At 74.8% G+C, this 23,961-nt stretch carries 32 protein-coding genes; 19 read left to right on the top strand and 13 right to left on the bottom strand.

The window, feature by feature from the left end; translation table 11 throughout:
* Together ACRYR9_RS13145 and ACRYR9_RS13150 are read left to right on the top strand one after the other, a co-directional pair.
* A partial coding sequence (locus ACRYR9_RS13145) for a hypothetical protein (RefSeq protein ID WP_432496315.1) occupies window positions 1-411 on the top strand: 411 nt, incomplete at its 5' end.
* 208 nt (window positions 412-619) lie between these two features.
* Complete coding sequence (locus ACRYR9_RS13150; protein WP_432496317.1) at window positions 620-922, top strand: hypothetical protein; 303 nt, start codon at window positions 620-622, stop codon at window positions 920-922.
* Window positions 923-990: 68 nt separating this feature from the next.
* Here the strand turns inward: ACRYR9_RS13150 and ACRYR9_RS13155 are convergent, their stop codons facing one another.
* Complete coding sequence (locus ACRYR9_RS13155; protein ID WP_432496320.1) at window positions 991-1,257, bottom strand: hypothetical protein; 267 nt, start codon at window positions 1,255-1,257, stop codon at window positions 991-993.
* A gap of 43 nt (window positions 1,258-1,300) precedes the next feature.
* Between ACRYR9_RS13155 and ACRYR9_RS13160 the strand changes: the two genes are divergently transcribed.
* The 6 genes from ACRYR9_RS13160 (at window position 1,301) to ACRYR9_RS13185 (ending at window position 7,036) form a co-directional block, all read left to right on the top strand.
* The gene (locus tag ACRYR9_RS13160; RefSeq protein ID WP_432496323.1) at window positions 1,301-1,552 is read left to right on the top strand and encodes a hypothetical protein; all 252 of its coding nucleotides are present in this window, start codon (window positions 1,301-1,303) and stop codon (window positions 1,550-1,552) included.
* A 73-nt stretch (window positions 1,553-1,625) separates the two neighbouring features.
* Window positions 1,626-2,711: an SDR family oxidoreductase gene (locus ACRYR9_RS13165; RefSeq protein ID WP_432496410.1), complete on the top strand. Its 1,086-nt coding sequence runs from the start codon at window positions 1,626-1,628 to the stop codon at window positions 2,709-2,711.
* Between the two features lie 25 nt (window positions 2,712-2,736).
* Window positions 2,737-3,345 (top strand): class I SAM-dependent methyltransferase, encoded by a 609-nt coding sequence (locus ACRYR9_RS13170; protein WP_432496326.1) that lies wholly within the window; start codon window positions 2,737-2,739, stop codon window positions 3,343-3,345.
* Between the two features lie 47 nt (window positions 3,346-3,392).
* On the top strand, window positions 3,393-4,844 hold the full coding sequence (gene argG / locus ACRYR9_RS13175; RefSeq protein WP_432496328.1) for an argininosuccinate synthase: 1,452 nt from the start codon (window positions 3,393-3,395) through the stop codon (window positions 4,842-4,844).
* A gap of 49 nt (window positions 4,845-4,893) precedes the next feature.
* Complete coding sequence (locus ACRYR9_RS13180; RefSeq protein WP_432496413.1) at window positions 4,894-5,904, top strand: aldo/keto reductase family protein; 1,011 nt, start codon at window positions 4,894-4,896, stop codon at window positions 5,902-5,904.
* Between the two features lie 4 nt (window positions 5,905-5,908).
* A complete protein-coding gene (locus tag ACRYR9_RS13185; RefSeq protein ID WP_432509149.1) occupies window positions 5,909-7,036 on the top strand; it encodes a DUF2332 domain-containing protein in 1,128 nt (375 codons plus the stop codon).
* Window positions 7,037-7,092: 56 nt separating this feature from the next.
* Here ACRYR9_RS13185 and ACRYR9_RS13190 read toward each other — a convergent pair whose 3' ends face one another.
* Window positions 7,093-7,842, bottom strand: a complete 750-nt coding sequence (locus tag ACRYR9_RS13190) for a carbonic anhydrase (RefSeq protein WP_432496332.1) — start codon at window positions 7,840-7,842, stop codon at window positions 7,093-7,095.
* A gap of 217 nt (window positions 7,843-8,059) precedes the next feature.
* Window positions 8,060-9,004, bottom strand: coding sequence for an NAD-dependent epimerase/dehydratase family protein (locus tag ACRYR9_RS13195; RefSeq protein ID WP_432496335.1), 945 nt, complete (start codon window positions 9,002-9,004; stop codon window positions 8,060-8,062).
* Between the two features lie 61 nt (window positions 9,005-9,065).
* Between ACRYR9_RS13195 and ACRYR9_RS13200 the strand changes: the two genes are divergently transcribed.
* Window positions 9,066-9,512, top strand: coding sequence for a MarR family winged helix-turn-helix transcriptional regulator (locus ACRYR9_RS13200; protein ID WP_432496337.1), 447 nt, complete (start codon window positions 9,066-9,068; stop codon window positions 9,510-9,512).
* A 177-nt stretch (window positions 9,513-9,689) separates the two neighbouring features.
* Here ACRYR9_RS13200 and ACRYR9_RS13205 read toward each other — a convergent pair whose 3' ends face one another.
* The gene (locus ACRYR9_RS13205) at window positions 9,690-10,304 is read right to left on the bottom strand and encodes a TetR/AcrR family transcriptional regulator (protein ID WP_432496339.1); all 615 of its coding nucleotides are present in this window, start codon (window positions 10,302-10,304) and stop codon (window positions 9,690-9,692) included.
* 29 nt (window positions 10,305-10,333) lie between these two features.
* Here ACRYR9_RS13205 and ACRYR9_RS13210 point away from each other — a divergent pair, with 29 nt between their 5' ends.
* Entirely contained in the window at window positions 10,334-11,446 is a 1,113-nt protein-coding gene (locus ACRYR9_RS13210; RefSeq protein ID WP_432496341.1) for a DMT family transporter, read from the top strand.
* Between the two features lie 10 nt (window positions 11,447-11,456).
* Window positions 11,457-11,966 carry a DUF1648 domain-containing protein gene (locus ACRYR9_RS13215; RefSeq protein ID WP_432496343.1) on the top strand — a complete coding sequence of 170 codons (510 nt, stop codon included), beginning with the start codon at window positions 11,457-11,459 and terminating at the stop codon, window positions 11,964-11,966.
* A gap of 227 nt (window positions 11,967-12,193) precedes the next feature.
* Here ACRYR9_RS13215 and ACRYR9_RS13220 read toward each other — a convergent pair whose 3' ends face one another.
* The 6 genes from ACRYR9_RS13220 to ACRYR9_RS13245 form a co-directional block, all read right to left on the bottom strand.
* On the bottom strand, window positions 12,194-12,808 hold the full coding sequence (locus tag ACRYR9_RS13220) for a hypothetical protein (RefSeq protein ID WP_432496345.1): 615 nt from the start codon (window positions 12,806-12,808) through the stop codon (window positions 12,194-12,196).
* Between the two features lie 527 nt (window positions 12,809-13,335).
* A complete protein-coding gene (locus ACRYR9_RS13225) occupies window positions 13,336-13,497 on the bottom strand; it encodes a hypothetical protein (protein ID WP_432496348.1) in 162 nt (53 codons plus the stop codon).
* Window positions 13,498-13,536: 39 nt separating this feature from the next.
* Window positions 13,537-13,932, bottom strand: a complete 396-nt coding sequence (locus ACRYR9_RS13230) for a hypothetical protein (RefSeq protein WP_432496351.1) — start codon at window positions 13,930-13,932, stop codon at window positions 13,537-13,539.
* 138 nt (window positions 13,933-14,070) lie between these two features.
* Complete coding sequence (locus ACRYR9_RS13235; protein WP_432496354.1) at window positions 14,071-14,577, bottom strand: GNAT family N-acetyltransferase; 507 nt, start codon at window positions 14,575-14,577, stop codon at window positions 14,071-14,073.
* A 27-nt stretch (window positions 14,578-14,604) separates the two neighbouring features.
* Window positions 14,605-15,162 carry a dihydrofolate reductase family protein gene (locus ACRYR9_RS13240; RefSeq protein WP_432496357.1) on the bottom strand — a complete coding sequence of 186 codons (558 nt, stop codon included), beginning with the start codon at window positions 15,160-15,162 and terminating at the stop codon, window positions 14,605-14,607.
* Window positions 15,163-15,304: 142 nt separating this feature from the next.
* A complete protein-coding gene (locus ACRYR9_RS13245; protein ID WP_432496360.1) occupies window positions 15,305-15,736 on the bottom strand; it encodes a VOC family protein in 432 nt (143 codons plus the stop codon).
* A 213-nt stretch (window positions 15,737-15,949) separates the two neighbouring features.
* Here ACRYR9_RS13245 and ACRYR9_RS13250 point away from each other — a divergent pair, with 213 nt between their 5' ends.
* Entirely contained in the window at window positions 15,950-16,495 is a 546-nt protein-coding gene (locus tag ACRYR9_RS13250) for a GNAT family N-acetyltransferase (protein ID WP_432496416.1), read from the top strand.
* Between the two features lie 22 nt (window positions 16,496-16,517).
* On the opposite strand, the gene ACRYR9_RS13255 is transcribed toward ACRYR9_RS13250, so the two are convergent.
* Window positions 16,518-17,234: an SOS response-associated peptidase gene (locus ACRYR9_RS13255; protein WP_432496364.1), complete on the bottom strand. Its 717-nt coding sequence runs from the start codon at window positions 17,232-17,234 to the stop codon at window positions 16,518-16,520.
* Window positions 17,235-17,301: 67 nt separating this feature from the next.
* Window positions 17,302-18,231, bottom strand: a complete 930-nt coding sequence (locus tag ACRYR9_RS13260) for a LysR family transcriptional regulator (RefSeq protein WP_432496367.1) — start codon at window positions 18,229-18,231, stop codon at window positions 17,302-17,304.
* A 95-nt stretch (window positions 18,232-18,326) separates the two neighbouring features.
* Between ACRYR9_RS13260 and ACRYR9_RS13265 the strand changes: the two genes are divergently transcribed.
* The 7 genes from ACRYR9_RS13265 to ACRYR9_RS13295 all read left to right on the top strand — a co-directional run bounded on the left by ACRYR9_RS13265 (window position 18,327) and on the right by ACRYR9_RS13295 (window position 22,554).
* Window positions 18,327-19,355 carry a YeiH family protein gene (locus ACRYR9_RS13265; RefSeq protein WP_432496370.1) on the top strand — a complete coding sequence of 343 codons (1,029 nt, stop codon included), beginning with the start codon at window positions 18,327-18,329 and terminating at the stop codon, window positions 19,353-19,355.
* Window positions 19,356-19,422: 67 nt separating this feature from the next.
* Complete coding sequence (locus ACRYR9_RS13270) at window positions 19,423-19,785, top strand: hypothetical protein (RefSeq protein WP_432496372.1); 363 nt, start codon at window positions 19,423-19,425, stop codon at window positions 19,783-19,785.
* Between the two features lie 212 nt (window positions 19,786-19,997).
* Window positions 19,998-20,162, top strand: a complete 165-nt coding sequence (locus ACRYR9_RS13275; protein WP_432496375.1) for a hypothetical protein — start codon at window positions 19,998-20,000, stop codon at window positions 20,160-20,162.
* Complete coding sequence (locus ACRYR9_RS13280) at window positions 20,159-20,809, top strand: maleylpyruvate isomerase N-terminal domain-containing protein (RefSeq protein ID WP_432496378.1); 651 nt, start codon at window positions 20,159-20,161, stop codon at window positions 20,807-20,809. The genes ACRYR9_RS13275 and ACRYR9_RS13280 overlap by 4 nt, the downstream gene beginning before the upstream one ends.
* A gap of 43 nt (window positions 20,810-20,852) precedes the next feature.
* On the top strand, window positions 20,853-21,320 hold the full coding sequence (locus ACRYR9_RS13285; RefSeq protein WP_432496381.1) for a MarR family transcriptional regulator: 468 nt from the start codon (window positions 20,853-20,855) through the stop codon (window positions 21,318-21,320).
* Window positions 21,321-21,369: 49 nt separating this feature from the next.
* The gene (locus ACRYR9_RS13290; protein WP_432496383.1) at window positions 21,370-21,930 is read left to right on the top strand and encodes a DUF1360 domain-containing protein; all 561 of its coding nucleotides are present in this window, start codon (window positions 21,370-21,372) and stop codon (window positions 21,928-21,930) included.
* An 81-nt stretch (window positions 21,931-22,011) separates the two neighbouring features.
* Window positions 22,012-22,554, top strand: a complete 543-nt coding sequence (locus ACRYR9_RS13295) for a pyridoxamine 5'-phosphate oxidase family protein (protein ID WP_432496386.1) — start codon at window positions 22,012-22,014, stop codon at window positions 22,552-22,554.
* Between the two features lie 7 nt (window positions 22,555-22,561).
* On the opposite strand, the gene ACRYR9_RS13300 is transcribed toward ACRYR9_RS13295, so the two are convergent.
* Window positions 22,562-23,809, bottom strand: coding sequence for an MFS transporter (locus ACRYR9_RS13300; protein ID WP_432496389.1), 1,248 nt, complete (start codon window positions 23,807-23,809; stop codon window positions 22,562-22,564).
* Window positions 23,810-23,961: the final 152 nt, after the last annotated feature.

Consider the following 23,961-nt stretch of genomic DNA (forward strand, 5'->3'; position numbering starts at 1 on the left):
GGGGTGCTGGACGGGCTCGCCGCACACCGTCGCCGGCACGCCCGAGCGGTGACGGCCCACCCCGGCGTGTTCACCCCCGCCTGCAGCACCGCTGCCCGCCGCGGTTCCGAGCGCCCGGTCATCCCGCAGCGCGTGCGCGGCCACGAGCAGCTGGCGACTTCACGGCCGCACCGAGAGGCGCGAGATCACGAGCGAGTCGATCACTCGCACAACGCTGATCTCCAAGTGCAAGACGAGGACGAGACGCCCACCCGACCGGTGCTGACGACCTCGCCGTCGGTGAAGCACCAGTCGACGCTGCAGCTCGGTGCAGACGCTGAAGACGTCTGCACCATCCACGCAGCAGCCTTGCCTTCCACCCCTCCGCGGCACGGTGTGGTGGTCCCGGGGGTGCTCCACGCACACGCCTGAGGGCCCCTCGCCTCCCTGGGGGTTCTCGAGGTGATCACGACTCGGGCGCCGCGGTCGCGATCGGCCGCCCCGTGGACGGGGCGAGGATGAGCGATGAGTCGCCGCTGCTCGCTCGGCCCGAGGCGTCGCGAAGCGAGTGGCTGACGGAGTCCAGGACTACGCCCGGACCGGTCATGCCCCCGGAGGACCCGATCCCGACGGGCCAGCAGTGACGCCCATCGGCGTCAGCGACATCCAGGACTGGCTGCAGGATCCGCCGGCCACGTACTGGCGAGGCGGTTCCAGGGAGCCGTGGCGAGTGCTCAGCAGCGACGTCCCCGCTCACGGCGGATCGGCTCCGCCGGCGGAGGCCACCTCCGTCCTCGCCGTCTACGGCCTCGTTCGGGACAGCACCTTCTCCCCCAGCTCCCAGTGGGGCCGCACCCGTCTGGAGCTGCACGTCGAGCCCGCCGCCCACGTCGTCCAGCGACGAACGGTGGACTGCACTGACGACGTCCCGGAAGAGGGCTGAGGCAGTACTGGACCAGGCACTTCGACCTCACGGTCACGACGCGACGAGGCGAGTCCTTCCCGTCGGCCTCACAGGGCCAGGTGCAGCCTCAGAGCATCGCCGAGCGCGTTCAGCGCCTCGAACGGCAGCCGCCTCGGTGCCGGCCCCAGCCGATCCACGGAGTCGTCCCAGTCCCTCCACGCAGCGGCGCAGTCCTGTTCCAGCTGCTGGTGGGTCAGTGCCCGGACGGCCCGCTGGACCGCCGCGGAGCGCGACGGCAGACCTGCCTGACGCCGCGCGTCGCGGGAGCCGACGTCACCTGCCTGCCGCACCAGGTAGCGGTTTCCCCGGTGCACCGGACGGGTAGGGGTTCGACGAGGACGACGACAGGAGGTTGCCGTGACGAGCGGACCGATCGACCCGGCGCGTGAACCGGAGCTGGACAGCGCGATGGCCACCGGCAACGACGAGGGCGAGCCCGGCCCCCCGGCTTCCCCGGCAGACGCGAGCGAGGACGGCGCGGCGGTGGAGGAGACGACCGAGGCGGAGCTGGCCGTGCACGACGACGCTCCCCTGGCCGCCTCCGCGCTGCCGGCGCCGGACGCGGAGCCCGACCCGCGCGACCCGGAGTTCCAGGAGCCCGGCGCCTGAGCGCACGAACCCCGCACGAGCCCCCGCGCGACGACCCGAGGAGATCCCCGTGCCCGAGAACCCCGTCGGCCCGATGGGCGGCCTCGACCCGATCGCCGGCGCCGCGCAGCACCCCGGCGTCGCCCTGGTGGCGGGTTCGGCCGGGGTGATCGGCGCGCACGCCGCCGCGGAGTACGCGCGCGTTCCCGGTTGGACGGTGCGCGGCGCGGCCCGCCGCGCGCAGCCGGACGTGCCGTGGCAACCCTTGCCCGCGGACCTGTCCACCGCCGACGGCGCCCGCGACGGCCTGGCGGCCGCGCGGGACACCACGCACCTGGTGTTCGCCGCCTACGTCGAGCGCGGCGACGAGCGGCAGCAGATCGAGGAGAACACCGCGCTGCTGCGCCACACCCTGGACGCCCTGGCCGGCGCCCCGCTGCGCCACGTCACCCTCTACCAGGGCGGCAAGGCGTACGGCGCGCACCTGCCGGGGTTCAAGACGCCCGCGCGCGAGAGCGACCCGCGCCTGCTGGTGCCGAACTTCTACTACGCCCAGGAGGACGTGCTGCGCGCCGAGGCGGCCCGGCGCGGGTTCGGGGTGACGGTGCTGCGGCCCGAGGGGGTCGTCGGGTACGCCACCGGCAACCCCATGAACATCCTCATGGTGGTGGCGGTGCACGCGGCGATCAGCCGCGAGCTGGGGTTGCCGCTGCGCTTCCCCGGCTCGCGCGCGGCCGCCGAGGCGCTGTACCAGGTGACCGACGCGGAACTGCTGGCGCGCGCCACCGTGTGGGCGGGGTCGACGCCGGCCGCCGACGGGGAGGTCTTCAACGTCACCAACGGCGACCAGTTCCGCTGGGCGCACGCCTACGCGGCGATCGCCCGGCACCTGGGGATGGAGCACGACGAGCCGCAGGACTTCTCCCTGAGCTCGGTGATGCCGATGCACGCCGGGCTGTGGGGCCGCCTGGTCGAGCGGCACGGGCTGGTGCCGACGCCGTACGAGCGCCTGGTGGGGTGGGCGTTCGGGGACTTCCTCTTCCACTCCGGCTTCGACAACGTCTCCAGCACCGTGAAGGTGCGCCGCGCCGGCTTCGGGGAGTGCCTCGACAGCGTCGACCGGTTCTGCGAACTGCTGGACCGCCTGGCCGAGCGGGGGGTCGTGCCCCCGTCGCGGTGAGGTCGCGGTGCGCGAGGATGGGCCCGTGGTCGAGGACAGCCTGTGGACGCGCATCACCCGTGAGGACCCGGAGCACTCGCAGAGGTACGTGGAGCGCTTCCGCTCCATGGCCGCGGCCGGGGCGGACCTGGACGGCGAGGCGCGGATGGTCGACGCGATGCTGCCGCGCGGCGCGCGCGTGCTGGACGCCGGCTGCGGGCCCGGCCGGGTGGGCGGGGCGCTGGCGGGCGCCGGGCACGAGGTGGTCGGCGTGGACGTGGACCCGGTGCTGATCGCCGCCGCCGAGCAGGACCACCCCGGCCCGACCTGGCTGGTGGGCGACCTGGCGGAGCTGGACCTGCCCGCCCGCGGGGTCGCGGGGGGCTTCGACGTCGCGGTGTGCGCGGGCAACGTGGTGGCGTTCCTGGCGCCCGGCACCCGGGTGGAGGTGCTGCGCCGCCTGGGCGCGCACCTGCGCGGGGGCGGGCGCGTGGTGTGCGGGTTCGGCGCGGGGCGCGGGTACGAGGTGGAGCAGTTCCTCGACGACGCCGGCGCCGCGGGCCTGGAGCCGGACCTGCTGCTGTCCACGTGGGACCTGCGCCCGCACACCCCGGGCTCGGACTTCCTGGTGGCGGTGCTGCGCCCGGCGGTCTGACCGCCCCTGCATTGCATGAGCATCCAGCACCGTGCATAATCTTGCGCATGTCGAAGGTGCTGACCTCCCTGCCCGCCGGTGAACGCGTCGGGATCGCCTTCTCCGGCGGCCTGGACACCTCCGTGGCGGTCGCGTGGATGCGCGAGAAGGGCGCGGTGCCCTGCACCTACACCGCCGACATCGGCCAGTACGACGAGCCGGACATCGACTCCGTGCCCGGCCGCGCCGAGGCCTACGGCGCCGAGCTCGCCCGCCTCGTCGACGGCAAGGCGGCGCTCGTGGAGGAGGGCCTGGCCGCCCTGACCTGCGGGGCGTTCCACATCCGCTCCGGCGGGCGCGCCTACTTCAACACCACCCCGCTGGGCCGCGCCGTCACCGGCACCCTGCTGGTGCGCGCGATGCTCGCCGACGACGTGCAGATCTGGGGCGACGGCTCCACCTTCAAGGGCAACGACATCGAGCGGTTCTACCGCTACGGCCTGCTCGCCAACCCCTCGCTGCGCATCTACAAGCCGTGGCTGGACGCCGACTTCGTCACCGAGCTCGGCGGGCGCAAGGAGATGTCGGAGTGGCTGCAGGCGCGCGACCTGCCGTACCGCGCCAGCACCGAGAAGGCGTACTCCACCGACGCGAACATCTGGGGCGCCACCCACGAGGCCAAGCGCCTGGAGCACCTCGACGTCGGCGTCGAGCTCGTCGAGCCCATCATGGGCGTGCGGTTCTGGGACCCCGAGGTGGAGATCGCCCCCGAGGACGTCACCATCGGCTTCGAGCAGGGTCGCCCCGTCACCATCAACGGCCGGGAGTTCGACAGCGCCGTGGACCTGGTGCTGGAGGCCAACGCCGTCGGCGGCCGGCACGGCCTGGGCATGTCCGACCAGATCGAGAACCGCATCATCGAGGCCAAGAGCCGCGGCATCTACGAGGCCCCGGGCATGGCGCTGCTGCACGCGGCGTACGAGCGCCTCGTCAACGCGATCCACAACGAGGACACCGTCGCCAGCTACCACAACGAGGGCCGGCGCCTGGGCCGCCTGATGTACGAGGGCCGCTGGCTGGACCCGCAGGCCCTGATGCTGCGCGAGTCGCTGCAGCGCTGGGTCGGCATGGCCGTCACCGGCGAGGTGACGCTGCGGCTGCGGCGCGGCGAGGACTACTCGATCCTCGACACCACCGGCCCCTCGTTCAGCTACCACCCCGACAAGCTGTCGATGGAGCGCACCGAGGACTCCGCGTTCGGCCCGGTGGACCGCATCGGCCAGCTGACGATGCGCAACCTCGACATCGCCGACTCGCGCGCCCGCCTGGAGCAGTACGCCCGCATCGGCCTGGTGGGCCAGTCCCCGCAGGCCGCGCTGGTGGGCGCGGCGCAGGCCGCCTCCACCGGCCTGATCGGTGCGATGGACGAGGGCGGCGCCGAGGCCATCGCCTCGCGCGGGGAGGTCTCCGCGGACGAGTCGCTGCTGGACCGCGCCGCCATGGAGTCCGGCACCGACTGACCGGCTCCCGGCGCGCGCGGACGGCCCGGGCGGAGGAGCATCGGTGAGCGTGGAACACCGACACCTCGGCCGCTCGGGCCTGAAGGTCTCCGAGATCACCTACGGCAACTGGCTCACCCACGGCTCCCAGGTCGAGAACGACGCCGCGGTCGCGTGCGTGCACGCCGCCCTGGACGCCGGCATCTCGACGTTCGACACCGCCGACGTCTACGCCAACACCGTCGCCGAGAGCGTCCTCGGTTCGGCGCTGAAGGGGCAGCGGCGCGAGTCCCTGGAGATCCTCACCAAGGTCTTCGGGCCCATCGGGCCCAAGGGGCACAACGACACCGGCCTGTCCCGCAAGCACGTGCTGGAGGCGTGCGAGGGCTCGCTGCGCCGGCTGGGCACCGACCACATCGACCTCTACCAGGCGCACCGCTACGACTACGCGACGCCGCTGGAGGAGACGATGCAGGCGTTCGCCGACCTCGTGCGCTCCGGCAAGGTCGGCTACGTCGGTGTCAGCGAGTGGACCGCCGACCAGTTGCGCGCCGGGCACGCCCTCGCGCAGCAGCTCGGCTTCCAGCTCGTCTCCAACCAGCCGCAGTACTCGATGCTGTGGCGGGTCATCGAGGCGGAGGTCGTGCCCGCCTCCCGCGAGCTCGGCGTCTCGCAGGTCGTCTGGTCGCCCATCGCCCAGGGCGTGCTGACCGGCAAGTACACCCCCGGCGGGAAACCGCCCGAGGGTTCGCGCGCCACCGACACCAAGGGCGGCGCGGACATGATCCAGCGGTTCATGCGCGACGACGTGCTCGCCCGCGTGCAGCGGCTGCGGCCGGTCGCGAGCGACCTGGGCCTGTCGATGGCGCAGCTGGCCGTGGCGTGGGTGCTGCACGAGGAGAACGTGGCCAGCGCGATCATCGGGGCCTCGCGCCCGGAGCAGGTCCACGACAACGCGGGCGCCGCCGGCAAGAAGATCCCGGCCGATGCGCTGGCCCGCATCGACGAGGTCCTCGGCGACGTCGTCGAGCGCGACCCGGCCAGGACGCTGGAGAGCTCCCCGAAGCAGCGCGAGGTCTGAACCCGTGGTGAGCGGCGGGGACGACGGCGGGGCGCGGCGGCTCGCGGACCTGCTGCGCGGGCAGGCGAGCGCCTGCGCGGAGCTCGGCTCGCCCCTGTACGCGCACCTGCTGACCCGGGCCGCCGACGACGTCCTCGCCGGCGGCCCGGTGCGCCGGGTCCTCGCCGGGCACGAGGACGACCCGCCCGGCGCGGCGCTGCCGCTGCGCCTGCTGGGCGCCGCGCAGCACCTGGCCCTGTCCGGCGGCGCTCCCGGCTACGCCGCCCACCTGCCCAGCACCGGCGGCGACGGCGACGCGGAGGCGGCCTGGCCGGCGTTGCGGGAGCTGTTGAGCACCTCGGGCGATCAGGTGCGGGCGGGGCTGCGCACCGCCCCGCAGACCAACGAGGTGGGGCGTGCGGCGGCTCTGCTCGGCGCCCTGCTCACCGCCGTCGCGGACGTCGCGCCGGCCCTGGGACCGGTGGTGCCGGTGCGCCTGGTGGAGGTGGGCTGCTCGGCGGGGCTGAACCTGCTGCTGGACCGCTTCCGCTACCGCGGCGCCGACGGGCGCACCCGCGGCCCGGCGGGCTCCCCCGTCGAGCTGGACGGCGCGTGGGAGGCGGAACCGCCGTCCTGGCCGGCGCCCGGCGCCTTCGAGGTCGTCGAGCGCACCGGGGGCGACCCCGACGCGCTCGACCCCGCCTCCGACGACGACGCGCTCCTGCTGCGCTCCTACGTGTGGGCCGACCAGCCGCACCGCGCCGCGCGCCTGGAGGGTGCGCTGGAGCTGGCGCGGCGGGTTCCGGTGGAGCGCCGCCGGATCGGCGCCGCCGAACTGCTGGCCGGCCTGGAGCCGCGGGAGGGCGCCCTGACCGTGGTGCAGCACTCGGTGGTGTGGCAGTACCTGCCCGGCGACGAGCGCGAGGCCGCCGAGCGCCGGCTGGCGGAGCTGGGCGCGGCGGCCACGCCGACGGCCCCGCTGGCCCGCGTCAGCCTGGAACCGGGCGACGGCGACGCCGGTGCCTTCGACCGCGGGGAGACCGGCTACCCGGTGACCCTCACCACCTGGCCGGGCGGGCGGCACCGGGTCGTGGGGACGGCTCCCCCGCACGGCGTGCCGGTGCGCTGGGCGACCGGCGACCGGGTGGGCTGAGCACGGGCGGGTACCCGCCTCGTGCGGTTCCCGCCGGCCCCGCCGCGGCACGTCCCTCAGGAGAACAGGACCGCGCCGTCGTCCAGGTCGTAGGTGGCGCCGACGACGCGCAAGCGTCCCGCCCGGACCGCCTCCGCGAGCAGCGGGTCCGCGGACAGGGCCGCGACCTCGTCCGCCACGTTCGCGCGCACCGCCTCGGCGAGCACGTGCTCCTCGTCGGCTGCGGCGCGCGCCCGTTCGACGGCCGGGCGGATCGCCTCCACGAGGGAGTCGATCGCGGTGCCCGAGGACGCGGCCCCCGTCTCGACCGCTTCCAGCGTGGCGCCGACCGCACCGCACCCCTCGTGCCCCAGGACCACGAGCAGGGGCACGTGCAGGTGCTCGACGCCGTACTGGATGCTGCCCAGGACGGGCGGGGCGATGACCTGCCCCGCCGTGCGCACCACGAAGAGGTCGCCCAGGCCCTGGTCGAAGACCAGTTCCGGCGGGACGCGGGAGTCCGCGCACGCCAGGACGATCGCGAACGGGTGCTGCCCCCGGGCGACCTGCAGCCGGCGCCGCACGGTGTGGGCGGTGTGCTGCTCGCGGGCCGCCGTGAAGCGGGCGTTGCCCTGCCGCAGCAGTTCCAGCGCCTGGTCCGGGTCGGTGATCTCCTCGGGGCGCTCCTGCACCGCGCCCGGTGCCACCACCTGCTCGTCGCCGTCCCCGCATGCGGTCAGCAGCGCGCCCCCGCCCAGCAGCGCCCCCCACCGCAGCAGGCCACGCCGCGTGGTGGGCGCGGGCAGCACGGACTCTCGAACTCCCATCGGTTTCCCCCCGGTGATCCGGCGCGGCCCCCGCCGCGCGGTGCGCACGTTCCCCCCGGAGCGTGCGGCCGAGAAGCTACCCGGAGTCAGCTGCGGTGAGCAGCGATTTTCGGGCTCTTCGGATTCGAGGGCGGTCAGCTCACCCAGACCCGCACCGCCGCCAGCTCCCGGGACGGGTACCGACGGCGGCGATCGGGATCCGCGGTGAGCGCCGGGTTCACCGCTGGTTCCCCGCGCGCAGCCAGGCGATGTAGTCAGCGGCAGCGGCAGCGGTGTCGTACCGGGGCTCGAACCCGGTGTCGTCGCGCAGGCGCGTGATGTCGAGCCAGCTCACGGGGCGGTCTCCGGCCGAGGGGAGTTCGTACCGGAAGCTGGGCTCGACGGACTCGAGCGCGGTGAGGATCTCGGCGTTGCTGGTGGCGCGGCCGGAGGCGATGTTGTACGTCGAGTGGTGCAGCTGCCCGGCGAGTTGCAGCAGGGCGAGTGCGCGGCCGGTGTCCTTGACGTAGAGCAGGTCGAGAGCGTCCTCGGCGTGCGGGGGTGCGAGGAGGCCGGACAGGTCGGGTTCGCTGCGCTGGGCTGCAGCGTGCGCGAGGGAGGGGGCGGCGAAGAACGGGTCGGGCAGGTGCCCGCCGGGACCCCAGGTGCCGGAGATGCGTGCGTTGACGATGTCCACGTCGGTCACGGCGGAGAGGTGGCCGGCGAGCAGTTCGGTGATCTTCTTGAACGTCGGGATGGCGTGGGAGTGCTCCAGGGGGATCGGCACGTCCTCGGTGAGCGCGCCTTCGGAGGCGAACCCGTAGACGCCGATGGTGCTCGCGGTCACGACGCGGCGCACGCCCCAGGCTCGTGCGGCGCGGACGACGTTGAGGAACGCCTCCAGCGCACGACCGGTGGCGGCGATCGGGTCGTCGTCGGTGACCGCCCACGGGAGGGCGACGGCGAGGTGCACGATCCCGGTGATCGGGTGCTGCCGGCCGACGGCGAGCAGCGCGTCGAGGTCGGCGACGTCGGCCTGGACGACGTGGAGGGGGAGGTCTGCCAAGTGCCGGGGGACCTCCGGGCTGCGGCGCTGGAGCAGGACGCACTCCTGGCCGGCCTCGGTGAGGGCGCGGACGGTGTGGGAGCCGATGAAGCCGGCCCCTCCGGTGACGAGGATCATGGTGGCGCCCTTCGTTGGATGACTGATCGTCAGTGATGCTGACGATCAGGCTAAGCCTAAGATGGGGGCCGTGTCCACCGAACCGAGCGCCACCGCTGACCCGCACGAGGTCCTGGGGTACCTCCTCAAGCACGCGACCTCGAAGCTCACGGCGTTGATGGACGCGGCCCTCGAGCCGTTCGGGATCGACAGCAAGGACTTCGGGGCGCTCCGGGTCCTGGCCCACCGCGAACCGACCTCGCAGCTGCAGGTGGCGCAGACGCTCGGCATCGACCGCACCACGATGGTCGCGTTGCTGGACGTGCTCGAGCGCAAGGGCATCGTCACGCGACGACCGGATCCAGCGGACCGGCGCAGGAACGTCGTCGAGCTCACTGAACAGGGGCTGCGGACCTACGACGCCGCGCGGATCGCGCACGGGAGGGCCGAGAGCACGTTCCTGGCCGGGATCAGCCCGACTGCAGCAGGTCAGCTTCGCCGGACGCTGCGGACCCTGGTGGAGGACTGAGCTCGCGCTCTGCGGGGTCATCGTCGACCCGCCGGGTCCACCCGCAGCGATCGGCGTCACCGGACCGCCCAGCGGGGGCGCCACCGCCCACCCGGTCCTCATCGGCGGTGGCCAGGACACCCTCCCCACCCCGGGTCCGAAGAGCCGATCCCCGGCCGGCCCGGTCCACCGGCGGGTTCAGGCCGGTCCCGGTGAGGACCGTGCGGCACCGAGGAGGGAGAGCGCCGCTTCCCGGGCGCGCTCGAACGCGTCGCCGGGGACGCCGATGCCGTGGGAGACCAGGGTGCCCTCGTGCAGCAGGTGCAGCGCCTGCGCGAGGTGGTCCGGCTGCGGCGCACCGGAACTCGCGGCGATGCGCTGGAACAGCCGGAGCATCCAGCGCTTCTGCTCGACGATCACCCCGTGCGCCGGGTCGGCGGGGTCGCCGATCTCCGCGTGGGCGTTGACCATGGCGCACCCGTGGAACCCCTCGGCCAGCGACCACTCCTGCGAGGCGGCGAGCACGGCGTCCAGCTGCTGCGCCGCGCCGGGCCCGGCCGCGGCGAGGCGGTCGGCCAGCAGCTCGCGCCAGCGCCGGTCGCGGGCGCCGAGGTACTCCACGACCAGGCGTTCCTTGCTGCCGAAGCGGTCGTAGAGGGTCTTCTTGGTCACGCCCGCGCGCTCGGCGATCGCCTCGACCCCGACGGCGTGGATGCCGTGGGCGTAGAAGAGCTCCGAGGCGGCCGCCAGCACCGCGCGGGCCTTGGGCGTCCAGTCGATCGCGGAGCGGTCGGGGGCGGTGTCCACGAGCATGACTATACCGATCGGGTTACTGTGGGTCCATGAGTAAACCGATCGGTATACTTCAGCGGCGTGGTGCTGCGGTCTCCGCCACCCTGGCAGTGCTGTTCGTCGTGTGCTGGTCCTCCGGTTTCGTGGGGGCCAAGCTCGGCGCGCAGGACGCCGACGTGCGCACGGTCCTGATGTGGCGGTTGCTGCCGCTGGCCGCCGTCCTGATCCCCGTCACGCTGCTCAGGCGACGGCGCACCGCCCGCCGGGAGGGTTCCGCGGGCACGGCACGGCGCGGGGAACTGCTGCGCCAGGCGGGGATCGGCGCCCTGTCGCAGTCCGGCTACCTGCTCACCGTGTACTGGGCCATCGGGCTGGGCGTGAGCACCGGCACCACCGCCCTCATCGACGGCGTGCAACCCCTGGTGGTGGCCGCCCTGGCCGGCCCGCTGCTCGGCGCCGCGGTCAGCGGCCGGCAGTGGGCGGGCCTGCTCGTGGGGCTGGCCGGGGTCCTCGCCGTCACGTGGGCGGACGCCACCTCACCGCGCACCGACGCCCCGCCGTGGGCCTACGCGATCCCCTTCGCCGGGATGCTCTGCCTCGTCGCTGCGACGTTCCTGGAACGCCGCGCCCGCTCCCGGCCCCGGCCGCTGCACAACCTCACGATCCACTGCACCACCTCCGCCGTGGTCTTCACGGCCGTGGCCGTCCTCGGCGGCGCGGCGACCGTCCCCGACCGGGCGAGCTTCTGGATCGCGACCGCCTGGCTGGTCGTCTTCCCCACCTTCGGCGGGTACGGGCTGTACTGGCTGCTGATGGACCGCGTCGGGGTCACCACCGTCAACAGCCTGATGTTCCTCGTGCCGCCGGTCACCACCGCGTGGGGTGCGGCGATGTTCGGAGAACCGGTGACCGCGCTCACCGTCGCCGGCCTGGCCCTGGCGCTCGTAGCCACCTGGCTGGTGTCGGGACGCGACCCCGATCGAGCCCGTCAGCGGCGGGAGGACGTACGAGGTGGTGATCGGACTGCGGGCCTCGCCGGAGCGGGCGAGGATCGAAGGCACCTGGCGAGGGTTTCCCTCGCAGCGACTCGCGTCGCCGAGCTGCGGAACGAGCGCCCCTCCCCGGCCGCTCGGGCCGGCAGGCCGGGGCGGGCAGGTCGCTAGGGTCGGGAGCGTGCTCCGGAAGCTCGCTCCGCTCGCCTTCGTGGTCACCACCGTGCTCGCCGTGCTCGCCGTCGTGGTCGCGGCGGTGGTGCTGCCGGAACGCGTCCCGACGCACTTCGCCGCGAACGGGCAGGCCGACGACTGGAGCTCGCGCACCGCAGCCGTCACGGTGCTGGCCCTGATCACGACCGGCGTGGCCGGCCTGTTCGGAGCCGTCGCGCAAGCAGGGCCGAAGATGTCCACGGAGTGGATGAACGTCCCGCACAAGCAGCAGTGGCTCGATGCGGGCCCGGAGGAGGAGATGCGCCGCAGGGTGCGCGCGGACGCGTTCGTGTTCGGGGCGAGCACCGACGTCGTGGTCCTGTCGATGACGATCGCGATCACCCAGGCCGCACGCTCGGGCACCGACGCGCTGCCGGGGTGGTGGTTCGTCGTGGCCGCGTCGTGGGTGCTGTTCAGGATCGCCCACGTCGTGCTCATGCACCGGGTGCGTTACCGCCTGGAACGGGTGGTCGGCTGATGCCCGCCAGGTCCTCGGCACCGGCTGCAGGAGCTAGCGAACCCACACCCACAGCAAGGCGGCGATGAAGGGCAGCGAGTCGGGGCCTCGCTGGCGCTGCACGTCGGGCCTGTCTAGCTCGCCCACCACGGTTCCTCCTCGGTCGAGCGCCGCCGGCCCGGCACACGCTGCGGGCCTCCTCGATGATCGGGGGGAACTCCTCGGAGAGGTGCGCGACGCGGCGGTGACTACTCCGCGCCCCACACCGGCTGGGAGCGCGCGGCGGCGTCGAGGAACGGCTGCGCGTCCAGGTCGTGAGTCGTGGTCGCGATCCCCTGCTGCGGCCACTGGAAGACCACTCGGAGGCGACCGGGCGGCGGGAGCGGCCACAACCAGAAGTCACGATCGATCGCGCGCTGGCTGCCCCCACCTCCCTGACCGGTGAGGACGGGACGGTCCGGGCGCCAGGTCCTGTCCTTCCAGGGGCGTTCGTCCTCACCGTCCCAGGCGGGTGGGTCGACGTTGGTGGCCCGGCGCCCGTCGGCGAACTCGAAACCCCACTTCAGGCGCTCGGCCTGCCACTGCTCGCCCGTGCCGTGGTGGTAGGGACCGTCGAAGACCTCGGAGTGCAGGTCCCGGCGCTCCAGGGGGCCCCGCACCCGGATGGCCAGGTTCATGGCCAAACCCTCGGGGAAGGCGCGGATGCCGGTGAGCATGACGACGGTGCTCCGGGAGCGGGCGATGAGCAGCTCCACCGGCACGACACCGGGCAGGACATCCCCGGGGGCGTTGGACCAGACCGGCTGGTAGCTCTCGTCGGGCTCTTCCTCGCGCGGCGGGGGCGGGTCGGGGAAGAAGTCCATCGGGCGCTACCTCCTGTGCTCGACCTCCCGGGTGCCTCCCGGAAGCGCGTTCAGCATGTCGCGCTCCGGCTTCGCCGTCACGGGCTCCGCCGGTGAGCGACTTCAGCCGGCGCGTCGCCGGGGACGAGAACGCCCGCCCTCTCGACTCGGCACCGCCCTCCCCGTGAGGCACGGTGGCGGAGGACTCCGAAACCCCACCTCTCCTGCTGCCAGACCGCGCGCACCAGCACCGCCGGCCGGTCCGAACGATCGCGCGAGGCCGGCGTCATTTCCGTGCGTTCGAACCCGCGGCGGACAGCGGTGCTGCAGTCGAGGGCGGACACGCCGAGGCAGGCCGTCACCCCTCGGTCGTGTCGGCGACGGTGTCCAGTGAAACCGCCCCCACCCGTGGTGATCTTGCATGGTTGAGTCCTCAATCGTGCAAGATCACCACGGGGGGAGGGGGACGTCACGACATCGGCAGGACCGCGCAGTCGCCACTCCACGATCCGCAGCACACGGCCCAGCAGGGGGAGCCGGACGCCGGTTCAGTCGGGCAGCTGCTGACGCACCTGCTGCAGATCGGCGATGGCCGTGTCCACCAGCTGCTCGTTCAGCGTGCCGCGGCTGTGGATGCGGACCTCGTTGCGCCCCGGCGTGTGGTGGGCCAGGGCCGACGTCGACGGGAGGCGCTGGAGCCGTGACTCCATGACGACCCGGCGCAGAGCGCGCCACTGGCACAGCCGAGCTCAGTCCGGTGCCCCTGCGAGTCGTCGAGCGGAGGCTTCCTCTTCGGGCGTGAAGCCCTCGTGGTCACGGGCCTGGTGGGCGTCGACCTGCGCCTGGATCCAAGCGTTGTGCGCTTCCCAGGCGCTCTGCTTGGTCACGCCGCCGGCCTGCGCGATCTGGGACCAGGAGGCGCCGGCGGACCGGGCCGCCCGAACCGCCAACTGGCGACCGTAGGCCGCCTTGCGGGTCAGCACTTCCCCCAGGGCCAGCAGTTCGAGGGCTTCGTGCATCGGCAGGTGCACGTCGGAGCCGTCGTCGACGCTGGAGCCGAGGAGGGTGTGGCGCAGGCGCAGGTCGTCGTAGCGGTGCGCGGCGGTCAGCAAGCTGTGTTCGCGTTCCAGGTCGTCGACGTCCACGTCAACCTCCACGGGATGAGTCCGTCAGGCCAGCCTGACGCCTTCTGGAGGTGGACGCAAGGAGGGAACACCCCGCTCCTCGGCAAGGGCGTGCGCCTCCACCACTGCCACGGCCACAGGCAGCACCAGACCCGCGGCTCACGACCTGCCCGTCCGGCGGATCCACCGGACCGCGCGCACGTCGTCCTCGGTCCTGCTGTGCCCGTCGGGGGCGAAGCCGTGCTTGCGCATGAAGGCGTGCGCGCGCGGGTTGTGCTCCGCGACCCACCAGGCAGCCGACTCGTGCGGGTCCAGGACGGCGTCCAGCGGAGCAGGCCCCGCCCCGGAGCCGTGGTGGGCCGCGTCGACGTAGATGAGGTGCAGCTGACTGCTCCAGGCCGCACCGGCGTCCAGGGGCGGGCCGGACATCGCGATGCCGATGACCGTTCCGTCCCGCTCGGCGACCGCGGCGCGGTTGCTGCTCCACCGCTCGTCGGTGAGGGCACCGGTCCAGAAGCGTTCACGGGCCTCGAGCAGGCCCGCGTCGTCCAGGACGGGGTCCGGCACCAGGCCGCGGTAGGTCTGCCGCCAGGAGAGGACGTGCACGCGAGCCATCTGCGGAGCGTCGCCGGGTTCGGCGCGGCGGACGGCGACCACGGCAGTCACCCCGTGATCGTAGGCGTTCAGGGACGCTCAGCGGGTCCGGTAGCGCGCGTAGATCAACCCGCTGTCGAAGGCACGCTCCTCGACCAGTTCGAGGTCGAGGCGCACACCGTCGGGGAAGAACCGCTTGCCGCCGCCGACCACGCTCGTCGTGGTGAACAGGTGGTACTCGTCCACCAGGCCGGCCCTGATCGCCTGGGCCGCGAGGTTCGGGCCGTCGACGGTGAGGTCGCGATCCGACCCGGCCTTGAGCTCGCGCACCGCGTCCGGGTCGAAGGCCCGCTCGATCCTGGTCCTCGCGCTGGACACCGACCCCAGCGTCGTGGAGTACACGACCTTCTCCGCGGCCTGCCAGTCGCGGGCGTACTGCAGGACGTGCGGCGGCTGGTCGGGCTCGGTGTGCGCGGTCTCCCAGTAGAGCATCGTCTCGTACATCCGCCGGCCGTACAGGTACGTGCCGACGGGGCGGAAGACGTCGCCGATGAAGGTGTGCACCTGCGGGTCCTCGGCCCCCGTGCCGAGGCCGCCCTCCGCAGCCTCGGCGTAGCCGTCGAGAGAGGTGATCATCGAGTAGATGAGCTTGGCCATGCGTTCCCCCCGGGTTCGAGCGCGTCGGTGCGCCAGCGGTCCTGCGCACTCGTGACCTCCGCGCGATCCGGAACTCACCGATCCGCGGTCCGTGCGTGGCGTCCGGCTCCCCTGCGCGCACTCGGCCGGTGGGACGTGCGCGTCAACCGTTCGACGCGTCCGGGTGGGTGTAGAGGCAGAAGGGGTGCCCGGCGGGGTCGGCGAAGACGTACAGGGGTTCGTCGGGCTCGTCGGTGCGGTGCAGCAGGAGCTGCGCACCCAGCGCTTCGGCGCGCCGGCGCTGGGCGTCGAGCTCCCCGGGGTCGTCGACGTAGAAGCACAGGTGCATCTGCATCGGCACCTGCGGTGAGGGCCAGGTGGTGCGGTGCAGCGTCTCGACCTGCTGGAACGCCAGGAGCCGACGCCCGTCCCCGGTGAGCAGGACGAGCCACTCGGCGTCGTCGTCGTCGGCGTCCCCGGGCGATTCGTCACCGGGGCGGTAGGTCAGGCCGAGCAGACGGCGGTAGAACTCGGCGAGTTCGCGGACGTCCGTGGCGTCCAGGACGGTGTTGACCAGGCGGGGGTAGCTGTCCACGTCTGCCTCTCGGGGGTGCGGGAACGCTCCGGCGGGACGTCGATGCCGATGCCGACGCCACCACGATGCCCGCGGTCACCTCGCCGGTCCAGGGACGATCCGTCGCTGGACCGGCGAGGCGTGCGCGAACCACCGGTGCGCGGCCGCTGGCAGCATGCGCCCGTGACGCCCGACGACCAACCGAACCCCACCGCCCCCCGCGCACGCCCGCGCGTGCGCATCGTGCACCTGGACGGCCCCGTGTTCGCCGCCCTCGCCGCCGGCGACCTGGCCGCGGCGAACGCGGCCAGTCCCGTGCCGCTGCCCGCCTTCTTCGCCGGCCCCGAGTGGCGCGGCGTGTGGCGGATGCGCCACCGGCAGGTCGAGGAGGCCCCCGCGAGCGCGGCCTGGGTCACCGGTGCCGTCTGGGACGAGGAGCGGCGGGTGGCCGTCGGGCGAGCCGGCTACCACGGCCCTCCGGACGCCGACGGCATGGTCGAGATCGGTTACGCCGTCGACCCGGAGCACCGCCGGCGCGGTTGCGCCCGCGCGGCGCTGGAGGCGCTGCTGCGGCGCGCCGCCGAGGAACCGGGCGTGCGCACGGTGCGGGTGAGCATCAGCCCGGACAACACCGCCTCCTGGGCCCTGGCCTCGCAGTACGGCTTCGCCCGGGTCGGTGAGCAGTGGGACGACGAGGACGGTCTCGAGGTGGTGCACGAGGTTCCCGCTCGGCCCGTGCGGTGGCCGACGGGCACGGACGGGAACCCCGTCGCCGGGTGAGGAACCCCGGCTCCCGCAGACGTCACCCCGCCGCCTCCACCAGGTCCGGGCCGTCGTTGCGCGGGCTGTTCACCGCGGTGGACACCTCGCGGGTGGCCAGGTGCGGTTCGGGGACGGCGTCGAGGACCTGCCGCACGAGGTCCAGGTCGGTCAGGTCCGGGTCCAGCCAGTCGTCGCGCATGTCGGGGGGCACGATCAGCGGGGTGCGGTCGTGGATGTGGCCCAGGGCGTCGGAGGCGCGGGTGGTGATGACGGTGAACGTCCACAGCCAGCGGTCGGGGTCGTCCTCGGACTTGGCGGGGTCCGGCCACAGCTCGTACAGGCCGGCGAAGGCCAGCACCTCCCCGTCGGGGTCGTGCAGGAAGTGCGGCACCTTGGTGCGGTCCTCGCGCACCTGCCACTCGTAGTACCCGTCGGCGGGCACGAGCAGGCGGCGCCGGGACGCGGCGCGCTTGTAGGCGGGTTTCTCCGTGACGGTCTCGACGCGCGCGTTGATCATGCGGTTGCCGATCTTGACGTCCTTCGCCCACGCGGGCACCAGCCCCCAGCGCAGGCTGCGCAACTGCCGGGCGGGCGCCGCACCGGGTTCGTCCTGCGGGGCGCGTTCCAGCACCGCCCGCGCGCGCTGGGTGGGGGCGACGTTCCACGAGGGCGGCAGCGGCTGCCCCACGACCTCGCCGACGTCGAACAGCTCCACCAGTTCACCCTCGGACCGGGACCGGGCGTAGCGACCGCACATGCGGCGAGTCTGCTCCCCACCTGCGACAGCGGGCCAGCGCGGGCGGTCCGGGGCGGGCGGGTCGGGTTCAGGGTTCGCCGGGCGCGCGGGCGGTGGCGATGGCCAGCAGGTCGCGGGCCGGGCCGGCGGGACGCGCACCGCGCACCCACACCGCCCGCAGGGAACGGCTCAGGTCCACGTCGCGCACGGGGACGGCGACGAGGCGGCCCAGCGCGATGTCGTCGCCGACGGCCAGCGCGCTGAGCACCGCGGGTGCGGTGCCGGCGGCCACGGCGGAGCGGATGGCGCTCGTGGACGGCATTTCCAGCAGCGGTGCGGCGGTGGGCAGGTGCCCGGGCAGCGCCGCCTCCAGGGCGGCGCGGGTGCCCGAGCGGGGTTCGCGCTGCACGAGGGGGGTGCGGGCCAGCTCGGCGGCGTCGACGGGCGCGCGCCGGCGGGCCCACGGGTGGGTGGGGGCCACGACCACGACGAGGCGGTCGCGGGCGACGGTGCGGCTGGCCAGGCCGGGCGGCGGCTGCGGGCCCTCCACGAAACCCAGGTCGGCGGCGCCGTCGCGCACAGCGGCCGCGACCTCCTCGGAGTTCCCCGCGCGCAGGCTGACCGCGGTGCGGGGGCGCTCGGCGGCCAGGTGCACCAGCCAGCGGGGCAGGAGCTGCTCGGCGACCGTCTGGCTGGCCGCCACCCGCAGCTGCTGGTCCCCCTCGTCGCGCAGCGAGGCGAGACCGGCCTCCAGCGCCGCCGCGGCCTGCAGGACGTCGCGGGCCCAGTCGGCCACCAGCGCACCGGCGGGCGTGAGCGTGGAACCACGGGCGGAACGCGCCACCAGCGGCACCCCCACCAGGCGTTCCACGGCCCGCACGCGGGCGCTGACCGCCGGCTGGCTGATGCCGTGCGCGGCGGCGGCGCGGCCCAGGCTGCCGGTGGAGGCCACCCGCAGCAGCAGCTGCAGGGAGTCCAGGTCGGGCACGCGCTGCAGGGGGACGTCCTCGGCCGCCACGGCGACCACCCTACGCGGGAGCCATCAGCACCGCTGATGGGTGCATCGGGACGGGCCACCTACCGGCCGCCGCCGGCGCCCCGCACTCTGGGCGGGTGGGGAGCGGGGGCGCGGCGGCGGTGGGGCGGGGACCGGGGGCGGAGCGGGGACCGGGGACGGCTCTGTGGCCGGGGCTGCTCGCGGTCGGTGCCGCCACGGCCGCGGCCCTCGGCGTCCACGCCCTGGTGCCGGCGCTCGGTGCCGCCACGACAGGGGTCGTCCTGGGGGCTGCCGCGGCCAACCTGGGGCTGGTGCGCGAGCGGCTGCGGCCCGGTGCCGCGTTCGCCGCGCACCGGTTGCTGCGCGCCGCGATCGTCCTGCTGGGGTTCCAGCTCGCCGTGCCGCACCTGGCCGCGCTGGGCCTCGGCGGCCTGGCCGTCGTGGTCGTCACCGTCGCGGTGACGTTCACCGGGACCCTCCTGCTCGGCCGCGCCCTGGGGGTCCGGCCGGTGCGCGCGCTGCTGGTGGCCACCGGCTTCTCCATCTGCGGCGCCTCGGCGGTGGCGGCGGTGAAGGAGGTCACCGACGCCGACGAGGAGGACACCGCCGTCGCGGTCGCGCTGGTCACCCTGTGCGGCAGCCTGGCGATCCTCCTGCTGCCGGCGCTGCGGGGTCCGCTGGGCCTGGACCCGGTGGCGTTCGGGCACTGGGTGGGCGCCAGCGTCCAGGACGTCGGGCAGACCGTGGCGACCGCCGAGCGGGTGCCCGGTGCGCTGACGTGGGCGGTGGTCGTGAAGCTGAGCCGGGTGGTGCTGCTGGCCCCCCTGGTGGCGGCCGTCGCCCTGGCGGGCCGTCGCCGCGGCACGGCGGGCACGGGGCGACGGCCACCGCCCGTGCCGCTGTTCGTGGTGGGTTTCCTGGCCGCCACCGCCGCCGGCAGCACCGGGTGGCTGCCCGCGGTGGCGCTGGAGACCGCGCGCGCCGCGCAGGAGGTCCTGCTGGTGGCGGCGCTCGTCGGCCTGGGCACCGGCATCCACCTGCCGACCCTGCGCCGCACCGGGGGCCGGGCGGTGCTGCTGGGTCTGGGGGCGTGGGCGCTGGTCGCCGGCGTCTCGTGGGCCGGGGTCCGCCTGCTGGGCGCCTGAGACCCGGACGGGGGGTTCGACGGCGACCGGGGTTCAAGGACGTCCGGGCGGGCACCGATGCGCAGACGTGGAACCTCAGCACCGCACCCCGTGCGCGGGCTGCGCGCGCCCGCTGCGGCAGCAGGACGAGTGGTGCCCGCTGTGCCTGGAACGGGCCCCCGACCCCCGCTTCCGCACCGGCGGCGCCCCGCCCGCGGCTCGCGCCGACGACCTGGCCGGTCCCGCCGGCGCACCGCTGCAGACGCGGCCGCACTCGCGCTGGGCGGTCAGCGAGATCACCTTCGGCCCGGTGGGCAGGGTGCTGTGGACGGTGGGCCTGCTCGTGCTCACCGGGTGGCTGTTCCGGTTCTCCCCGCTGGCCGGGGTGGTGTTCGCCGTGACCGCGCTGCCGGTGGCGCTGCGCGACGTGTGGCGGCGGGTGCGGCGCTGACCTGCGGCCCGGGCGGGTTCAAGCCCCGGGCGCGTGCAGCCGATGCAACGGGTACGAGCGGGAGGGGCGTCGCCGGCGGCAGGCCCGACCCCCTCCCGCTCCCCCAACCCTCACCCCGGCGTGGGTCCCGCACCGCGGCGCACCGCCGACCTACCGTGCCCCCGGGACGCCGGGCCCCGGCGCCCGTCCGCCGCGCCGGCCAGGAGGGCACCGTGCACGAGAACGACCCCGCGATCCCGCTGCTGGACAGCACCGACCGGGTGTGGGCCCCGCGCGCCGACGGGCTGTGGGAGTCCACCGACCGCATCATCACCACCCGGCAGCTGGTGGAGGACGCGTTCGGGCCGACGCGGCCCGCCGCGCCGTCGCGGGTGTGAGCCCCGCACCGCTCGCCCCGGCACCGGGGTCCCGGCCGGGCGGCTGGGAGGAGTCGCGGCGCGCGTTCGACGACGCCGCGCGCTGGTTCGTGCGGACCACCGCGGCGGCCGCCGGCCGGTGGGAGCTGCCCGGTCTGGGCGAGTGGGACGTGCGCGCGCTGGTCGGGCACACCAGCCGCTCCCTGCTGACCGTGGAGGCGTACCTGCAGCGCCCCGCCGCGGCTGTGGACGTCGCCACCGCCGCGGACTACTACCGCGTCACGCGGGAGGTCGCCGCCGGGCCCGGTGTGGCGCAGCGCGGGCGCGAGGCCGGCGCCGCCCTGGGTGAGGACCCCGCCTCCGCCGTGCCCGCGATCGCGGAGCGGGTGCTGCCCCTGGTCGAGGGCTGCGACGGCACCGAGCTCGTCACCACGATCGCCGGCGGCATGCGGCTGGCGGAGTACCTGCCCACGCGCACGTTCGAGCTGACCGTGCACACCGCGGACCTCGCGGTGGCGCTGGGGACCGCCGCGGACGTGCCCCGCACCGCTGCCGCGCAGGCCCTGCGGCTGGTGGCGGACCTCGCCGCCGGTGACGGGCGCGCCGCCGAGCTGCTGCTCGCCGCGACCGGCCGCACCGCGCTGCCGCACGGGTTCTCCGTCCTGTGACCGCGCACTGGCCCGCGTGCGCGGCGCCGGTAGGTTGGTCCGGGTGAACGGTCCGCTCGATCCCGTCGACGGCGCGGTCGGCGCCTCCCGCGCCCTCGTCGGGATCGCGGTGCGCTCCCTGGCCGCGGCGCTCGAGGTGATGACGCTGCCGCAGTACCGGGTGCTCCTGCTGGTCAGCACCCGCGGAGCCATGCGCAGCGGCGACCTCGCCGCCGAGCTCGGGGTGCACGCCTCCACGCTGACGCGCACCGTGGACCGCCTCGTCGGGGGCGGCTGGGTGCAGCGCACCGGCAACCCCGCCAACCGGCGGGAGGTGCTCGTGGAACCGACCGACGCCGGTCGCCGGCTCGTGGAGCAGGTGATGGCCCGCCGCCGGCGCGAGATCGCCACCGTGCTGGAGCGCCTGGAGCCCGCCGCGCGCACCAGCGTCGCCGAGGGGCTGGTCCTGTTCGCGAGCGCCGCGGAGGAGACCGGCGCCGGTGAGCTGTCCCGGCTCGGCGTGGAGAGCTGACACCCGTTCCGACGGGTGGGACGGGCCCGGCCGGGGTACGGGGTACGGCATGGCACCCGACACCTCCACCGTCTCCGAGCTGCACCAGCGCCTGCACGAGCGGGTGCACGCCGTGCAGTCCGCCTACGAGGGCGACGAGGAGCGCCCCCTGGGCGGGTTCCTGACCCTCATGGGCGTCTACGTCGGCGCCGTGGGCGGCGCGGGCCTGCTGGCCCGCGCGCGGGGGCGTTCCCTGCCCGACCGGTTCACCGCGGGTGACCTGGCGCTGCTGACGCTGGCCACCCACCAGGGCAGCCGGCTGCTGACCAAGGACGCGGTGACCGCGCCGTTCCGCGCGCCGTTCACCCGCTTCGCCGGGTCGGCCGGTGAGGGGGAGACCATGGAGGAGGTGCGCGGCGAGGGGCTGAAGCACTCGATCGGCGAACTGCTGACGTGCCCGTTCTGCGCGGGGGTGTGGGTGGCGACGGGCCTCGTCGCCGGCGGTGTGCTGGCGCCGAAGCTGACCCGCAGCGCCATGGCCATGCTCACCGCCGTGTTCGGCTCGGACGTCCTGCACCTGCTGTACGACAGCGCCAAGCACCTGCCCGAGCGGGCGCAGCCGGAGGGCTGAGGCTCAGCGCTCCGGGGGTGGTGGTGTTCCGGGCGCTCCTGCGGCGGCGGTGCGGCACCGGCCGCCGCTAGGGTCGCCGCCATGGGCAAGCTGTTCGAGGCGATCGACGACGGGCTCCGACGTTGGATCGACGCTCAGCCGATGTGGTTCACCGCCACCGCCCCGCTGGCCGCGGAGGGTCGCGTCAACGTCTCCCCCCGCGGCGGTGACTCCTTCTCCGTCCTGGGCCCGCGTCGCGTCGGCTGGGTCGACTTCACCGGCAGCGGCGTGGAGACGATCGCGCACCTGCGGGAGAACGGGCGCATCTGCGTCATGTTCACCTCCTTCGACCGGCGTCCACGCATCGTGCGCCTGCACGGGCAGGGGCGCGTCCACCTGCCCGGGACCGCGGTCTTCGAGGAGGTGGTGGCCCTGCACCCGCCGAACCCGAGCACGCGCGCGGTGATCACCGTCGACGTCGAGCGCGTCAGCGATTCCTGCGGGTGGGGCGTGCCCGTCATGGAGGTCGTCACCGGCGAGCGCGACCTCATCCGGGCGAGCGCCGAGAAGAAGGGGCCGGAGGGCATGAACGCCTACCGGGCGCAGAAGAACACCAGCAGCATCGACGGCCTGCTCGGCCTCTGACGCGCTCTCAGCGCTCCCGGGCGGCCGTCGCGGTGCGCGGGGCCGACAGGGCCGCGAGCACGACGGCGGCGGCGACGGCCACCGCGAACGCCCACCGGGTGCCGACCCCGTCGGCCAGCGCACCGGCCGCGGGGGAACCCACGGCGATGCCCAGGACGGTCCCGCTGGTCAGCAGCGCCATGGCCGCGCCGCCGGAGCGGGTGCCGCCGGCCTCCGCGGTGACGGTGTTGAGGGTGACCATGGCCGGCCCGACGAACAGGCCGGTGAGGAACGTCGCGGCCACCAGGGGCGGGGTGCTGCCCGCCGTGGCGGCCATCGCGACGGCGCCGACGAGCAGGCCCGCGGCGCTGAGGAACCAGCGCTTGCGCAGGGAGACGGAGGCGGGCACGAGCACCGTTCCCAGCGCGGTGATCGTGGAGCCGATCGCCAGGGCCGCGTAGACGAGGGAGCCGTCGGAGGCGCGGCCGGCGTCGGTGGCGGCGGCCGTCAGCGCCGCCTGGGTGCCGCCGAACACCGCGCCCATCGCGACCATGCCCAGCACCGGCAGCAGCACGGACGGCTGCCGGCCGGCGGTGCGCGGGGCCGGGACGCCGCGCCGGGGTGCCGCGGGCCCGGGGGTCGTGGCCCGGTGGGTGCGGTGCAGCGCGAACGCCGTGGCGAACGCGGCCGTCACGGCACCGGCCACCAGCAGCGGGGTCCGGGTGTCGGCAGCCAGGGCGATGAGCCCCACGGCGGCGGGGCCCGCGACGAACGACAGCTCGTCCACGACGCCCTCGTACGCCATGGCGGTGCGCACGTCCGCGGGCGAGAGCCGCATCCACCGCACCCGCGACAGCGGCCCCACCTGCGGCAGCGTGAGGCCGGTGAGGAACGCGGCGGCCAGCAGGGCCGCGACGGAACCGCCCAGCACGGAACCGCCCAGCACGGCCACGAAGGCGGCCAGGGCCAGCAGGTGCGCGGCGACCAGCGGCAGCAGCACGCGGCGCTGCCCGTGCCGGTCGCACAGCACGCCGGCGCCCGCCGCGCCGAGGGCCTCCCCCACGGCGGTGGCGGCGCTGGCGGCACCGCCCACGGCGACCGAGCCGCTGGTGGAGGTGACGGCCGTGAGCACGGCGATCGGCACCATGGACACGGGCAGGCGCGCCAGCGCGGACACGGCGAGGTACGGCCAGCCGGCGACGGCGGGCAGGCGGCGGTAGGTGGCGAGGGCGCCGGAGCGGGTGGGCGGCGGGGTCAGGACGTCGTGGCGGTCCACGGGTAGCCTCCAGTGCGGCGGCGCCACCCCCAGCCACTGAGACGCCCGAACCCTGGATTTCTCCGCCGATGGTAGGTCGGGGCGGCGACCGCGCGCCAGCCCGGCCGCGGCCGTCCGGACCACCCCCACCCCTCCCCCGCCGTGATCATGCA

The organism is Kineococcus auxinigenes (assembly GCF_050871525.1).
Classification (GTDB): Bacteria; Actinomycetota; Actinomycetes; order Actinomycetales; family Kineococcaceae; genus Kineococcus.

Excerpts from the sequence above, each read along its gene's own strand:
- ACRYR9_RS13240 (WP_432496357.1), bottom strand. The coding sequence starts at position 15,162 with ATGGCCAAGCTCATCTACTCGATGATCACCTCTCTCGACGGCTACGCC.
- ACRYR9_RS13190 (WP_432496332.1), bottom strand. The coding sequence starts at position 7,842 with ATGGGAGTTCGAGAGTCCGTGCTGCCCGCGCCCACCACGCGGCGTGGC.
- ACRYR9_RS13205 (WP_432496339.1), bottom strand. The coding sequence starts at position 10,304 with ATGCTCGTGGACACCGCCCCCGACCGCTCCGCGATCGACTGGACGCCC.
- ACRYR9_RS13220 (WP_432496345.1), bottom strand. The coding sequence starts at position 12,808 with ATGGACTTCTTCCCCGACCCGCCCCCGCCGCGCGAGGAAGAGCCCGAC.
- ACRYR9_RS13290 (WP_432496383.1), top strand. The coding sequence starts at position 21,370 with ATGGCACCCGACACCTCCACCGTCTCCGAGCTGCACCAGCGCCTGCAC.
- ACRYR9_RS13225 (WP_432496348.1), bottom strand. The coding sequence starts at position 13,497 with ATGGAGTCACGGCTCCAGCGCCTCCCGTCGACGTCGGCCCTGGCCCAC.
- ACRYR9_RS13195 (WP_432496335.1), bottom strand. The coding sequence starts at position 9,004 with ATGATCCTCGTCACCGGAGGGGCCGGCTTCATCGGCTCCCACACCGTC.
- ACRYR9_RS13255 (WP_432496364.1), bottom strand. The coding sequence starts at position 17,234 with ATGTGCGGTCGCTACGCCCGGTCCCGGTCCGAGGGTGAACTGGTGGAG.
- ACRYR9_RS13295 (WP_432496386.1), top strand. The coding sequence starts at position 22,012 with ATGGGCAAGCTGTTCGAGGCGATCGACGACGGGCTCCGACGTTGGATC.
- ACRYR9_RS13200 (WP_432496337.1), top strand. The coding sequence starts at position 9,066 with ATGGGGGCCGTGTCCACCGAACCGAGCGCCACCGCTGACCCGCACGAG.
- argG (WP_432496328.1), top strand. The coding sequence starts at position 3,393 with ATGTCGAAGGTGCTGACCTCCCTGCCCGCCGGTGAACGCGTCGGGATC.
- ACRYR9_RS13165 (WP_432496410.1), top strand. The coding sequence starts at position 1,626 with ATGGGCGGCCTCGACCCGATCGCCGGCGCCGCGCAGCACCCCGGCGTC.
- ACRYR9_RS13210 (WP_432496341.1), top strand. The coding sequence starts at position 10,334 with ATGAGTAAACCGATCGGTATACTTCAGCGGCGTGGTGCTGCGGTCTCC.